The sequence below is a fragment of the Paraburkholderia sp. BL18I3N2 genome (assembly GCF_003001875.1).
Taxonomy (GTDB): Bacteria; Pseudomonadota; Gammaproteobacteria; order Burkholderiales; family Burkholderiaceae; genus Paraburkholderia; species Paraburkholderia phytofirmans.
This window is the reverse complement of record NZ_PVNC01000001.1, coordinates 933908-947916: the sequence shown is the minus strand read 5'-3', so window position 1 is coordinate 947916 and position 14009 is coordinate 933908. Positions and strand designations below refer to the sequence as shown.

15 protein-coding genes are annotated in these 14009 nt (G+C 62.5%); 9 read left to right on the top strand and 6 right to left on the bottom strand.

Annotated elements, in window-relative coordinates; genetic code table 11:
- Positions 1 to 82 precede the first annotated feature (82 nt).
- Complete coding sequence (locus B0G75_RS04345) at positions 83 to 1108, bottom strand: GlxA family transcriptional regulator (RefSeq protein WP_106300919.1); 1026 nt, start codon at positions 1106 to 1108, stop codon at positions 83 to 85.
- A 348-nt stretch (positions 1109 to 1456) separates the two neighbouring features.
- On the opposite strand from B0G75_RS04345, the gene B0G75_RS04340 reads away from it, so the two are divergent.
- The 5 genes from B0G75_RS04340 (at position 1457) to B0G75_RS04320 (ending at position 6116) form a co-directional block, all read left to right on the top strand.
- The gene (locus B0G75_RS04340; protein WP_106300917.1) at positions 1457 to 2422 is read left to right on the top strand and encodes a choline ABC transporter substrate-binding protein; all 966 of its coding nucleotides are present in this window, start codon (positions 1457 to 1459) and stop codon (positions 2420 to 2422) included.
- Between the two features lie 41 nt (positions 2423 to 2463).
- Positions 2464 to 3393 (top strand): 3-keto-5-aminohexanoate cleavage protein, encoded by a 930-nt coding sequence (locus tag B0G75_RS04335; protein WP_106277179.1) that lies wholly within the window; start codon positions 2464 to 2466, stop codon positions 3391 to 3393.
- A gap of 64 nt (positions 3394 to 3457) precedes the next feature.
- On the top strand, positions 3458 to 4423 hold the full coding sequence (locus B0G75_RS04330; RefSeq protein ID WP_106300915.1) for an L-carnitine dehydrogenase: 966 nt from the start codon (positions 3458 to 3460) through the stop codon (positions 4421 to 4423).
- Between the two features lie 225 nt (positions 4424 to 4648).
- On the top strand, positions 4649 to 5158 hold the full coding sequence (locus tag B0G75_RS04325; protein WP_106300913.1) for a thioesterase family protein: 510 nt from the start codon (positions 4649 to 4651) through the stop codon (positions 5156 to 5158).
- On the top strand, positions 5151 to 6116 hold the full coding sequence (locus B0G75_RS04320) for an alpha/beta hydrolase (RefSeq protein WP_106300911.1): 966 nt from the start codon (positions 5151 to 5153) through the stop codon (positions 6114 to 6116). Before B0G75_RS04325 ends, B0G75_RS04320 begins: the two co-directional genes overlap by 8 nt.
- Positions 6117 to 6184: 68 nt before the next feature.
- Here B0G75_RS04320 and B0G75_RS04315 read toward each other — a convergent pair whose 3' ends face one another.
- The 4 genes from B0G75_RS04315 to B0G75_RS40495 form a co-directional block, all read right to left on the bottom strand.
- Positions 6185 to 7624: a sensor histidine kinase gene (locus B0G75_RS04315; protein WP_106300909.1), complete on the bottom strand. Its 1440-nt coding sequence runs from the start codon at positions 7622 to 7624 to the stop codon at positions 6185 to 6187.
- A 23-nt stretch (positions 7625 to 7647) separates the two neighbouring features.
- On the bottom strand, positions 7648 to 8610 hold the full coding sequence (locus tag B0G75_RS04310) for a response regulator (protein ID WP_106300907.1): 963 nt from the start codon (positions 8608 to 8610) through the stop codon (positions 7648 to 7650).
- A gap of 366 nt (positions 8611 to 8976) precedes the next feature.
- The gene (locus B0G75_RS04305; protein ID WP_106300905.1) at positions 8977 to 9651 is read right to left on the bottom strand and encodes an HAD family hydrolase; all 675 of its coding nucleotides are present in this window, start codon (positions 9649 to 9651) and stop codon (positions 8977 to 8979) included.
- Between the two features lie 89 nt (positions 9652 to 9740).
- Complete coding sequence (locus tag B0G75_RS40495) at positions 9741 to 9911, bottom strand: hypothetical protein (protein ID WP_181309159.1); 171 nt, start codon at positions 9909 to 9911, stop codon at positions 9741 to 9743.
- A gap of 34 nt (positions 9912 to 9945) precedes the next feature.
- Between B0G75_RS40495 and B0G75_RS04300 the strand changes: the two genes are divergently transcribed.
- Positions 9946 to 10731 carry a hypothetical protein gene (locus B0G75_RS04300; protein ID WP_106300903.1) on the top strand — a complete coding sequence of 262 codons (786 nt, stop codon included), beginning with the start codon at positions 9946 to 9948 and terminating at the stop codon, positions 10729 to 10731.
- A 214-nt stretch (positions 10732 to 10945) separates the two neighbouring features.
- Here B0G75_RS04300 and B0G75_RS04295 read toward each other — a convergent pair whose 3' ends face one another.
- Positions 10946 to 12715, bottom strand: a complete 1770-nt coding sequence (locus B0G75_RS04295; RefSeq protein WP_258194219.1) for a hypothetical protein — start codon at positions 12713 to 12715, stop codon at positions 10946 to 10948.
- Between the two features lie 23 nt (positions 12716 to 12738).
- On the opposite strand from B0G75_RS04295, the gene B0G75_RS41160 reads away from it, so the two are divergent.
- From B0G75_RS41160 to B0G75_RS40490, 3 genes are all read left to right on the top strand, one after another.
- On the top strand, positions 12739 to 12906 hold the full coding sequence (locus B0G75_RS41160; protein WP_258194218.1) for a hypothetical protein: 168 nt from the start codon (positions 12739 to 12741) through the stop codon (positions 12904 to 12906).
- Positions 12907 to 12977: 71 nt separating this feature from the next.
- The gene (locus B0G75_RS41155; protein WP_258194217.1) at positions 12978 to 13229 is read left to right on the top strand and encodes a hypothetical protein; all 252 of its coding nucleotides are present in this window, start codon (positions 12978 to 12980) and stop codon (positions 13227 to 13229) included.
- A 48-nt stretch (positions 13230 to 13277) separates the two neighbouring features.
- The gene (locus B0G75_RS40490; protein ID WP_181309158.1) at positions 13278 to 13571 is read left to right on the top strand and encodes a hypothetical protein; all 294 of its coding nucleotides are present in this window, start codon (positions 13278 to 13280) and stop codon (positions 13569 to 13571) included.
- The last annotated feature ends 438 nt before the right edge of the window (positions 13572 to 14009 follow it).

Below are 14009 nucleotides of genomic sequence, written 5' to 3'. Positions count from 1 at the left end.
GCCATGCTGCGAAACTCAGTCGGCAGCGTATGGGCACAGTCTAGGAGTCAATGTATATAGGGTAAACCCCAAATCGACGAATTCACTGTTGCGATAAACGCGATAACTGGGGCGCGGACACAAGGCTTTGCCCCGGCGACGGCGCCAGTTCACCGGCATTTCGGCCGCCCGTCCCTTGCCGGTCGCTTCTCGGACTCGCGCCGAAACGCGCGCGATAGGTCCGTGAAAAATGCGAAGGCGACTCGAATCCGCATGCCACGCAAATCGACGTAATCGACATGTCGGTCTGTTGCAGCAATTCACGCGCACGCGCGAGGCGCAACTGCTGATAAAAATGCGTTGGCGTGTCCTTCAGCGACGCGCAGAACAGCCGCTCCAGTTGCCGACGGGTCACGCCGATTTCCTGCGCGAGCCGGTCAGGCGTGAGCGGCTCCTCCATATGCTGTTCCATCACGCCGATCACCTGAATCAGCTTGCGGTTGTGCACGCCGTAGCGCGCCGCGATCTCCATGCGCTGATGGTCCGAGCGCTGCCGGATACGGCTCACCACGAATTGCTCCGAGACGGCCGAAGCCAGCGCGGCGCCGTGCTCGCGGCCGATCAGGTCCAGCATCATGTCGATCGACGCCGTGCCACCCGCGCACGTAATCCGCCGCGCGCCGATTTCGAAAAGCTCCTGGCTCGCATCGAGCGACGGATAGCGCTCGCGAAATGCCGACAGCGCTTCCCAGTGCACGGTCACACTGTCCGAGCCGCCGAGCAGCCCGGCTTCCGCGAGCACGAAGCTGCCGGTGTCGATACCTCCGAGCGTCGCGCCCGCGCGCGCGAGGCGCCTCAGACGATCGCCCAGCGCGCGCGTGTAGCACGCGAGCGGCTCGAAGCCCGCGACGACGAAGAGTGTCCGCACCGCCTCGACGTCGCCGATGGCCGCATCCGCGTTGATTGAAATGCCGTTGCTGGCGGCCACCGGCGCGCCGTCGAGACTCAGAATGCGCCAGCGGTACAGATCGCCGCGAAAGCGGTTCGCCACGCGCAACGGCTCCACCGCCGACATGAAACCGATCGCCGAAAAGCCCGGCAGCAACAGGAACGATATATCTTCGGGCATCGTGCTCAGACTCGATCAGGAGACAAAAAACGCAGGCGGACGCGGGTTCCCGGCGAGCGTAGCAAGCAGCGGCCAAGCCGGCAAGGGACACCAAAATTCCCGCTTAACTCAATGTTGCGTCGCAATGCGGACGGCACAGGTTTTCCCTCATTGTCGCGTGGGAGCAAGAACGGGTCGCTGGCGGTCGCTTTGGTCGGAATATGGGGCATTAACGTTACGTCATTCGTGCAGTTCAGGTATCACACAAGCCGTATCGCATGTCCGGGGGCCGCTTCGCCCATGTCGTTCGCTCAGGCGAAGCGGCCCGGTTCGAAACACGTTGTCATTCGAGTCAGAAGAGGGGACGTCATGAAGTTGCGCATCAAAGCCCTGCTTGCCCATTTCGCGTGTCTCGCGGCGGTTGTCAGCGCCGCTGGTACCGCGCTGCCTGCCTTCGCCCAGGACCCCGCTGCCTGCCGCGCGGTGCATTTCGCCGATATCGGCTGGACCGACATCACCTCGACCACCGCGCTCGCCTCGACCGTGTTCGAAGGACTCGGCTATCAGCCGGTGACGACCGTCGCCTCCGTGCCCATCTCGTTCGCGGGTTTGAAGAGCAAACAGCTCGACGTGTCGCTCGGCTACTGGTGGCCGGTGCAGGAAAAAGCGATCGCGCCATTCGTCGATTCGAAATCGATCCAGGTGCTGCAGCCGCCTAACCTGACCGGCGCCAAGGCCACGTTCGCCGTGCCGAGCTACGAATACGACGCGGGCCTGAAGACTTTCGCCGACATCGCCAAACACCGCGATCAGCTCGACGGCAAGATCTACGGCATCGAGCCCGGCAGCAGCGCGAACGCGGCGATCCTGAAGATGATCGCCAACAATCAGTTCGGCCTCGGCGGCTTCAAGCTGATCGAATCGAGCGAAGCGGGCATGCTGGTATCGGTCGACCGCGCGATCCGCGAGAAGAAATGGGTGGTCTTTCTCGGCTGGGAACCGCATCCGATGAACATCCAGATCGACATGAAATACCTCACCGGCAGCGACGGCGTATTCGGTCCGAACGACGGCGAAGCGCGCGTATATACGCTGACGTCCCCCGACTTTCTGACGCGTTGCCCGAACGCGGGCAAGCTCGTGAGCAATCTGCGCTTTTCGACGCAGCTCGAAAACGTGGTGATGCAATCGGTGATGAACAAGGAAAAGCCCGCCGACGCCGCCAAGGCGTATCTGAAGAAAAACCCGCAGGTACTCGACGCATGGCTTGCCGGCGTGAAGACCTACGACGGCAAGGACGGCTTGCCCGCGGTCAAGGCTTATCTCGGTCTCTGATCACGTCAGTTGCGCATACCAACTTACAGGAACCAGTTCGCATGAATCATGAAGTCATCGTGACCTGCGCGGTCACCGGCGCAGGCGATACCGTCGGGAAGCACCCGGCCATTCCCGTCACGCCGAAGCAGATTGCCGAGGCCGCCATCGAAGCCGCGAAAGCCGGCGCGACCGTTGCGCACTGCCACGTGCGCGATCCGAAAACCGGGCGCGGCAGCCGCGATCCGCAACTGTATCGCGAGGTGGTCGACCGTATTCGCTCGTCGGGCACGGACGTGATCATCAACTTGACGGCCGGCATGGGCGGCGATCTGGAGATCGGTCCGGGCGAAGATCCGATGCGCTTCGGCGCGAACACGGATCTGGTCGGTGGCCTCACGCGCCTCGCGCATGTGGAGGAATTGCTGCCGGAAATCTGCACCCTCGACTGCGGCACGCTCAATTTCGGCGACGGCGACTACATCTATGTGTCGACACCAGCGCAGTTACGGGCTGGCGCGCGGCGCATCCAGGAACTCGGCGTCAAGCCTGAACTGGAAATCTTCGATACCGGGCATTTGTGGTTCGCCAAGCAATTGCTCAAGGAAGGGCTGCTCGACGCGCCGCCGCTGTTCCAGATATGCCTCGGCATTCCCTGGGGCGCGCCCGCCGACACCACCACCATGAAAGCGATGGCCGACAACCTGCCGCCCGGCGCGCAATGGGCCGGCTTCGGCATCGGCCGCATGCAGATGCCGATGGTCGCGCAGGCGATGCTGCTCGGCGGCCACGTGCGCGTCGGCCTCGAAGACAACATCTGGCTCGACAAAGGCGTGCCCGCAACGAACGGCACGCTGGTGCAACGTGCGGTGGAAATCATCGAACGGCTCGGCGCGCGCGCGCTGACGCCCGCCGAGGGGCGCCGCAAACTGGGGCTGCCCGCGCGTGGCGAGCGTCAGTTGGAGCGGCGCGCGGCGGGACAGTACGCTTGATTCACCCCGCTCGATGTAATTCGCTTCGAAACCGCACAACACATACGCAAAGGAAACATCAGCAATGGCAGTGATCGTCGATATCAAAACATTCGCGGCAATCGGCGTGGGCGTGATCGGCAGCGGCTGGGTGGCGCGCGCGCTCGCGCACGGACTCGACGTGATCGCGTGGGACCCGGCGCCGGGCGCGGAGAAGCAACTGCGCGAGAACGTCGCGAACGCGTGGCCGGCGCTGCAGCGCGTAGGGCTGGCCGCGGGTGCGTCGCCCGAGCGATTGCGTTTTGTGGATACGATCGAAGCCTGCGTCGGGCAGGCGGATTTCGTTCAGGAAAGCGCGCCTGAGCGCGAAGAATTGAAGCTCTCGCTGCACGAACAGATCAGCCGCGCAGCGAAACCCGATGCGATCATCGCTTCGTCGACGTCGGGCCTCTTGCCGAGCGATTTTTACGCACGGGCGGTGAATCCGCAGCGTTGCATCGTCGGACATCCGTTCAATCCGGTGTACCTGTTGCCGCTGGTCGAAGTGCTGGGCGGCGCAAGCACCGCGCCAGAAACCATCGACGCCGCGCTGCAGGTGTATCGCGCGCTGTCGATGCGGCCTCTGCGGGTTCGCAAGGAAGTGCCGGGCTTCATCGCCGACCGCCTGCTCGAAGCGCTGTGGCGCGAGGCTTTGCATCTGGTCAACGAAGGCGTCGCGACCACGGGCGAAATCGACGACGCGATCCGCTTCGGCGCGGGCATCCGCTGGTCGTTCATGGGCACGTTCCTGACGTACACGCTGGCGGGCGGCGACGCGGGCATGCGCCACTTCATGCAGCAATTCGGACCCGCGCTGGAGCTGCCCTGGACTAAACTGGTGGCGCCGAAGCTGACGGATGAACTGATCGACCGGGTCGTGGACGGCACCGCCGAGCAGGTCGGGCCGCGCTCGATCAAACAGCTCGAACGCTACCGGGACGATTGCATTACGAGCGTGCTGACGGCGATTGCGGAGGCGAAGGCACGGCATGGAATGCAGCCGGCTGACTGAGAGCGATCATGTGGAGGCGCGGAAGGACCACAGGCCGCTGAAGGCGCAGATGGCGCGTCATCCGAGCCAAGCCTTGGCTGCGCGCCGTTTTACTCATCGACCATACCGCGTCTGTCTCGCGAATCCGGTGCCGATGCGGTGAATCTCGCGTGGCCGCACTTTCGAACATCGCCACGTCGGCGCGCGGCCGCAGCCTTTGATACGAACAACGGAGACAACTTGCCGATGCCGCAACCCGCTACCCTTCCTTGCTATCGCGACAAGGTGCGCGCCGAATGGGTCGATTACAACGGCCATCTGCGCGATGCGTTCTACATGCTGATTTTCAGCTTCGCGACCGACGCCCTGATCGACCTGATCGGTTTACCGGACGCCGTGCGCAAGGAACGCCGGCGCTCGATCTACACGCTCGAAGCGCATATCAACTATCTGCACGAAATCAAGGAAGGCGCGCAGGTGCGCGTCGACATGCGCGTGCTCGGTCACGATGCGAAGCGGCTGCATCTGTACCTCGAGATGTTTGCCGGCGATGGCGGCGAACCAGTCGCAGCAGGCGAGCAAATGTTGCTGCACGTGGATACCGGCGGCCCACGCGCCGCCGCGTTCGATCCGGACGTGGCGGCGCATGTGCGGGCATTAGCCGACGCGCATGCCGCATTGCCGCCCGCCGCGTTTGCCGGGCGAGCGATCGGCTTGCCCGCGAAAACGAAGCCGAGTGGGATTGGACATGCTTGAGCCAGAGATGGCCGCCTTCATCGAAAGAGCCGCCGCGATTTATCCGGGGCATTCGACTTCATTGACGCCTGCTGAACAGCGCAGAATTTACGACCAGTACGCGGCGGCGGTCACACCCGCGTTGCCCGATGACGTCGTAACTCACGACGCCGAGTTCAAAACCGGCGCGGGCCATTCAATCGCGCTGCGGCTGTACCGGAACCGTGCAAGGCATCATGAGGCGGCGCGTGGTGCCGTGCTGTATTTTCACGGCGGCGGCTTCGTGCTCGGCTCGCTGGACAGCCATCAGCTCGTGACCGCGCGCCTCGCCGCGGACACCGGTCTCGACGTGATCGCGGTCGACTACCGGCTGGCTCCCGAGCATCCCGCGCCGGCCGCGCATGACGATTGCATGGAGGTCACGCTCGCCGCCTTGGCTGGGCGCTTGCCGTTCGAGCTGCCTGCCGGCGCGCCGCTGCAACTGGCGGGCGACAGCGCCGGCGCCACGCTCGCGGCCAGCGTAGCGATGCGGCTGCGCGACGACGCGGTTCAAGGCATTAGCAGCCTCGTGCTGGTTTATCCGATGCTCGGCACCGAGCCGCAGTTGCCCGCGCGCGAAAGCGAAGCACTCGCGCCAATGCTCAAGCTAACCGACGTCCACGCATTCCGTGATCTGTATTGGGGCACCCACCCGCCCTACCCCGCGTGGACGATCCCGCTCGACGCGACGCGCTACGATGGCCTGCCGCCGACGCTCGCGATCGGCGTCGAACATGATCCGCTGAGGGACGACGCGCGTGTGTTCGCCGAGCGTATCAACGCGGCCGGTGGCGAGGCGCGGCTCCTGATCGGCGCCGGACTCGTGCATGGCTGCTGGCGCGCCATCGAATCGAGTCCCGGCGTACAGAGGTTCCACGAAGAGGTGTGCCGTTTTCTGTCTGCCCATGCGAAGCCGGCGTCGTCCGCGGCCAGTCACTAGCACGGATTCAGGGTTCGGACCGCCGGATAGTCAGTGGCAACGGCCACCGCTTTCAATCCGCGGGCCTTTCATTGGCCCTCACTCCAGCGAGGCGAACGCGCCGGCGTCTTGCGCAGTGCGCGATCGGCGGGCGTGTCCGGCGCCGGCAACCGCACGGTGAAGGTCGTATGGACGCCGCGTATCGAACTGCATTCGATGCTCCCGCCCAGCAGCTCCGTCGCGCGACGGCAGAACGCGAGTCCCATCCCCGCACCGCTGCCGTGCCGCTTGGTCGTGAAGAAGGCGTCGAAGATATAGGGCAGGACGTCGGGCGCGATGCCGGGCCCGGTGTCGCGGAATTGCAGCACGCAGAAGTCCTGATCCTGAGCGGCACTGATCGTAATCTCGCCGTCGCCGCCCACGCGAATGGCATGCAACGCGTTTTTCAGCAGATTGAACAGCACGAAAACCACGACCGTATCCGAGCCCGAAAAAGACAGGGCGAGGTCGATGGGCATCACCGTGACACGCTCACGCTCGTCGCCGCTGAACGGATACCGCTCCAGCGCCGACATCACGCACTGATGCACCGAATGCCGGCTGAAGTCGCCGCGGTCCAGACGATCGAGCGTGAAAGACGCGAGCGCCATTTCGACCATCGCGCTGGTGCCGGACACTTCGCGCCGGATCGCCGTCGCCAGCTGACCGATGCGTTCGGACTGTCCGGCTTCGTCGTGATCCTCATACAGCCCGTGCGTGACGGCTGTTCGGTATCCTTTGAACACATGTCCCCACACGCTGGCGATTTCGTCGGCGTGCATGCCGATGGTGGCAAGCGGCGTCGAAATTTCGTGCGCAATGGTCGCCGCCACGGCATACGGGTGAATCAGGTGATAGCGCACGATGGTGATCGCCAGCAGCCCGAGGCTCAGACCGATGAACAGGACGCCCGGCGGGTAGAACCCGAAGCCGTAGTTGACCGCGTAGTCCATCGCGGCAAACGAGTACAGACACAGGCTCGCCAGACACAGATCGAGGCGCCGCCGCGCGTCGCCCTCCGCCTTCTGGCGCGCGGCAAGCAGAAGCTGCGCGCTGCGGGCGGCCAGCAGCACGGTCTGCACCACGTGCAAGGGATGCAGCGGCCCGGCGACCGGATAGTAGCCGAAGAAGAAATGCCGATATCCCGCCACCACTTCATTACCGGGCAGCAGTATCGCGAGGACGAAACACAGACCGTACGACGCAAGCAATATCGGGCGCTCGCGGCGCTGCGCCGCCACCTCCGTCACGAAGTGGTAGAACGTCGTCGGCAGAAAAAGAATGAACAGATAGCCGCCCCTGACCAGCAGGTCCGCGGTGTGCGGGTTGTCCGTCTGGAACAGCAGTGTCCATGCGCCTTGCCAGGCAAAGGTCGAGACGCACATCAGGATGAACGGCGTGAACAAACGCGTCGCACCTTGCGTAATCAGTACGTATAGGCCGAACACCACGAACATCGCGGACACGCAGGCAGTCGGAATGGCGTACATGTGGCTTGACGTCCCGGCGGACTTTAGCGAGTCCGTTCCTTCCGCCATTGCGCGAACGTCATCAGGTCCATGCCCACGTCGGCCTTGTCGATCGGGGTCCAGCAATAGAACACGTCGTCCCAGCCCGGAATGGTCCGCGGGGTCAGCGTCCTGACGGTCATGCCGGAGCGATAGGCCAGGTTCGGCCAGAAGATCGGCATCACCTCGCGCACCGCCATTTGCTTGAGAAGGTCGGCCGGGCCGTCCTCGTCCGCGACGATTTCGCCCTGCGAGATCCAGTCGTTCTCGGCCCACGCGACGAAAACGCTCGGGTTGCCGGCGCGATCGAACATCAGAATGGCGTCCTGTTCCGGGCGCCAGTAATACTCGACGATACCGTTCTCGGCCACCACCTCGTCGATCACTTTACGCGTTCGCGGGTCGCAATACGTCAGGCCGTTTTCGCCCAACGCCAGCCAGCCGCCTTCCGAACAATGCCTCGCCTTCGCATCCTTCAGGAAATGGGCGAGCCGGTTGGCGGAGTCGGTATCTGTTTTCCTCAGGTATAAATCGACGATTCCCGCATTGAAGGCTTTGACCGCGACGGTTTCGTCCGCGACCCCGGTCAGCAGCACTTTTGCGCAGCGCAGATTGGAGATGGACGAGAGGAATTCCACGCCGTTCATGCCCGGCATGTCGAAATCCACGACCACCGCCGCAACTTCCGCGAAACGGGAGCCGCGGGCCAGAATATCCCGTTCCGCCGCGGTTTCCATGTAGCGCTCAAAACCCGTCTCGCTCACACAGGCCGACGCCGGCGCGAACTCCAGCGAATTCTTGCGAGCGTGCTGACGGATGAAGGCCAGCGCGGTTTGCGGCCGCGTAAAAAACAGATTGGTGGCGCTATCCGGAAAGAAGCGCCGCAGCGCGTCGAGATAGCTGTCGTTGTCATCCACGAAGACAATCGTCGACGGATGGAGAACAGGTGGTCGAATAAAATTGTTCATATTTTCACGTGGTTCGTCACGCCCCCGCTGGAGGACAACCGCGGCAGACCGCCAGCCGTGGGTCACGGCAACCCGCACGGCACGATGCGGCGCGGCCACTCCCGAGCATATAGGGTCCCGCTGCCTCGGCCATCGGCCGCATGGCCGCGCCATACTTCGCCGCTTCCGGTTCCCGCATGTTCGCATACGGAACATGCGGGCGCGCCGTGCACCTGCTTATAAGCAGGATTCTCTCACGCCGGTCGCCAAGGCGATTTTCCGCTGAACAATATAGTACAGGGCCTTGGCATCGATCGCGCGAAGTCGCCGCGGCGATGAACGGCGGCGCTTATGCGTTCTGGGCAATCCGCGCTGAAGGGCCACCTCTTACGGCCGCGACGCCACCTCGTCCAGATGATCCAGCAGATCCGCCGGATCGTCGTAGACCCGCAGCGCGCCGGCGCGCTCGAGTTCCTCCGTGCCGTATCCGCCCGACAGCAAACCGACACCCAGCGCCCGGCAGCGCCGCGCCGCGAGCATGTCCCAGATGCTGTCGCCGACCACCACCGTGTGTTCGATCGGTACGCCCAACCGCCCGGCGGCGGCGATGAACAGATCCGGATCCGGCTTTGCATATTTGACGTCGTCGCGCGTGACGACCACGGCCTTCGCCGGATCGACCCCGAGCGCCTCCAGGTTGAGCGCCGCCGTCTCCATGCGGCCGCTCGTCGCTACGGCCCAAGGCGTTCCGGCTTGCGTCAGCGCGTCGAGCAGTGCCCGCGCGCCCGGCAGCGGACACACCTGCGCGCGCAACCGCTGATAGGCCGCGGCGTGAGCTTGACGAAGACGCTCGACCCGGTCGGCGCTGATTTCGCCGTGCGTTTCCCGCAGAAGCTGATTGGTGAAGAGCCCGCCGCTCATGCCGATCTTGCGGTGAATTCGCCAGACCGACAAGGGAATGCCTTCGCTGTCGAGCGCTTCTTTCCAGGCCAGCACGTGCTGGTAGACGCTGTCGACCAGCGTCCCGTCGAGATCGAAGAGGAAAGAGGTCTGGATTCGCATGGTGTGCTCCTGTTGATGACTGGCTTCGCCAATATGCCATGTCCGGAGTTCGCCGGTCGTGCGAATGCCGCCTCGATTTCCGTTGGCCCTCACGTAGCGTTGGAGTTTATGGCCGGCAGATGGGTCGATGAAACGTGACTGGCGTTCATCCGCGAACGCAGCGCAGCCACTTTGATGCGGAGTGCCGGATGGTGGTCAATTTTGGGCAGATGGAACTTCAGCGGAGTGCCCGAACTCGATTTTCGAGCCGCGCTGTTCATGCTAGCCTCTTCGCTTCCCAAAACAGGACGTCGCATGAACACACCTCGATTGCGCCTTCATGACCTGAACCGGCGACGCACGATCGCGATCCTTGTCGTAGTTTCTGGATTGTCGACGGGCATCGCTGCCATCGCGCAGTCCGAAAGCACGAGCAGCGTGGATTATTCTGGCACGGTGGGCGAAGCGAAGGTCGGTATGACGCTCGTTTTGCACGGGAATGCGATAGGCAAAGGGCATTACTTCTACTACCGCTACCTCAAGGACATTGCACTGACCGGTCAACGATCCGGCAGCGATCTGGCGCTGCAGGAAGCGAATGGCACTTTCAATCTGCACTTCGTCGGCAATGGATCGAACGGCGGCCAGCCGCTCGATTTTTCCAATAGCGTGGGACTTGCCGGCAGTTGGAACGGCGGCGGGAAGACTTTGCCGGTTAGATTCAATCTCGAAGGCATGTCGTTCGCGGACGCGAATACGGGACACCGCTACCGGATGATCACCAGCGAAACGGATGACGCATTCGAAGCACGCGCTCAAGGCTTCTATTTCGCCGCACTGAAGGGCGACCCGAAGCAGGCCGCGCGCTTTGTTCACTTCCCGTTGCGGGTGAACTGGAGCGCGACGCATCACGAAATGATAGGTTCGGCAAATCAGCTTGCCGCCAACTGGAATCGCATCTTCACGCCCAAGTATCTTGCGGCGCTACGCGATGTCGCTCCGAATGATATGCCGGTGATCAAGAGCCAATACGCGATGCTTGGTGCAGGCCTCGCGTTCATTACAGACAAGGGTGTTGAGGTTTTGAACACGCAACGGTAGAGGTTGTGCGCGGTAGAGGATAGCGCGGCGCGGGCCGCGCTTTCCGTCTTTACGCGCCGCGAGCGCGGGCGGACCTCATGCGATCGACGTCGGCGCGCTATGGCCACAGCGTACCGTCACCGACGTGACCATGAATGCGTAATCGACGCGCCCCCTTTCATATCGGTGGCGCGTCGATCTTTTTCAGCGGTTGTTGAGCCGCCTATCGAGCCAATTACTGGCCGGTGTAACCGAGCGGAACAGTCGCATTGGCCTTGGCAACCGTGGCGTTGTTCGACACGATGTACTGCGGCACTTCAGTGAGAGTCAGCGCGACCTGACCGTTGGTGTAGGCCACCGTGCTGACATTGCCGTAACCGTCGATCTTCGTCACATTGCCCGACGTACCGGCATTGTCGACCTGAAGCGAATAGCCGGTGGAATAGGTCTGGCTATACGTGCCGTTGCTCGCCGGCCACTGCGCATTGCTGTGCGTCCACGCGGCGGTCACGACCTTGCCGTTGCCCAGTTGCTGGAACCCATACGCAAAGACTCCGGCGGGGGCGCTCTTGATCCGGCCCAGCGTATTCGTGCCGTCGAGCACCCGCGTCATCGTTGCGAAGGCCATCGCTTCAGGCTTCGGCGACAGGTTCGATGCACCGAATGCGCCTTGTGCGTCGTTCAGGTCGAAGAACGAGCCGTATCCCACTTCGCCCGGATAGTCCGGACCGTAGAACAGCGTCGTGACCTGAGCACCGCCGCCAAGCACGATGATGTGCGCCCGCACGCCGACTGCCGCATGTGCGAACAACTGGTTCTGCGACGGCACATTCGGACCGTAGTTGAGGCCCGGGTCGTAGCTCACGCCGGCTTCCGTGAAGAAGAGCTTCATGTTCGGCTTACCGGCCTGCATGATCGACCGCAGCTGCGCCATCTGGTTGTCGAGCGCGTTGGCCTGGTTCGCCGTGCTCGGATCGGAATCCTGCAGTTCAGGCGGATGAGCCGGGTACGTGCCCGCATTCCAGTAGCCGTGCGTGGCCACCGCATCGATGTAATTCCACAAGCCGAGCGCGCCGAACTTCTGCAGATAGCCCGTCGTACAGGTATCGCAATTGGAAGCGAACGGATTGCCGGTGCCCATCACGACCGCATTCGGATCGGTCGAATGAATGCCCTCGTAGGCGGCCTTGTACATGGCGACGAAGTTCGCGTCGCTATCCGCCCAGCCGAGGCTCGGTTCCCACGTTACCTGATAGTAGTTCTTCTGCTGATTCGGGTAGTTGGCAGCGCGGATCAGGCTCGTATCGGTGCCGACCTTGCTCATGAATGTCTTGAACTCAGGCATGTTCGACGGCGCGTAATAGCTGTCGTTGAACTGGCCGGTCTTCGAGTCCCACGCCGGCAGTCCATCCAGACGCACGATACGCATCTGATCAGGATTGGCCTTGTAGAACGGATCGAGGTCATTCACGTTCGGCGTGTACGTATTGGGGCCGTTGGGTTCCATGGCCGATACCTGACGATCGTCGATCGTCCACGAGATACCCAGCGCGCGCAACGCGGCGATGTTGCCGTTGAAGCCCTGCATACCGAAGCGGTGCTGATCCTGGTGCGCATACGTCACGGTGCCCAGAGCCGAACTGAGGTTCGGCAACACACCGAACGTCGCGATGCCGACCGGACGCGTGCCGCTTCTCGGCAACGTGCCGCCATTCGAACGCAGAGTCGCGGTGAGTGCGCCATAGCCAGACCACGTCGACGTACACGGAATCGTGCTGGTTTGTACGCCGGCCTTCACTGCAAAACTGCCTTGCGTCTTGATCGCGCCATTGGAATCCGCGACGGACCAGACAACGGTATCCGCGCTCGGCGCATTCGTCGTGATGGCCAGTTTGAACGGGGCGTTGTTCTGGAACACGCGCAGGCCATCGGTGGTCGGCGTGTCGGCGCTGATCACGCCGTTCGCGGTTCCGCCTGCCGTTTGCGTCGGCGTGCTGCACGACATGGTTGAGCTGCCGGGCGTGGGGGATGGAGTCGGGCTCGGAGTCGGGCTCGGAGCGGGAGTCGGAGTTGGCGTCGGGGTTGGCGTTGGCGTTGGCGTTGGCGTTGGCGTTGGCGTTGGCGTCGGAGTCGGCGTCGGCGTCGGGGTCGGCGTCGGCGTGGGAGCCGGGGTCGGCGTTGCGGCAACCGCTTTAACCCAACAAGACTTCCCATACCCGTACGCGGGGTCCGACTGCGAGACTGCGCCGACATAACAGCCGACGCCGTTGCTGAACGTACGCGGCGCGGTCAACATCACCGACGGCGAGGTGGGCGGAACCGCACCGAACACCACCGAGCCCGTTCCGAGGAATGAGCACTTGCCATTCTCCTGCGCGCACAACTTGTATTGCTGTCCTGAGACCGTGATGGTGCTTGCCTGGGCCTGCGCGTTTTCCGCGGCAAACGATGCCAACACTGTTGCTGATGCAACGCCCAATAGTTTCAAGTATCTCGTCATTGTCCGTATGTTTCGCTAAAAGCAGGTTGTCCCCGAGAATTCAGCAAGATCGATCAGTCGTCCCGCCTTGACGTTATTGAGTCCAGAGAGAGGTGAACCTGAGAACGCGCTGACCGCATTCATTGCTGATGAAGCTTTGATGTGCCGCTGTCCGGTGGCGGACGCGCTGCCTTCCGCTCGCATTCCGACTTCCACCGGTCAGTGGTGTAGGCGAAATGTTTTCCCGGCGGCGGGCGAACATTCTATTTATTACGTCGTGCTTACTATTTCATTGCGCCGCGATCATTCGACAATCGCAAACAATGACTACATCGATATCTTCAACTGCGGCTATCGAGCGCAACGCGCACCGATTGCGTGAAAGATTCAGTCGACGCCGGCATGAAGAATCCCGCCGATCGCATGACCGGGAAAACGCCACAAGGAGTTAATGCATGCCGCTGACGCGACTCGAACATCTGGCGAGGCTCACACTGACGGGCCAGTGCACCTCAGATTGATAAACAAATTTCGCACAAATATGCGCGACTAAAAAAATTCAGGATGCCGAAAAATTAATCCGTTTTTTCTCGTTCACCGTTGACAGCCAGTTATTGATGTGAACCCGTCGGCTCGACAGTGATCGAGGTCGCCCTCGCCGCGCGAGTCGGGTTCGGAACCCAAAAAACGCTTATTCGCCAATTCGCTTCGCTTGTGGACAGTAAACACGGCAGCGCAGCAATCGTCGGTGTAACTGTTACAGATCCGTCGTCACCCGACCAACGTCTCCGGTATTAGTTACAGAAGCTTTTGGCAGACG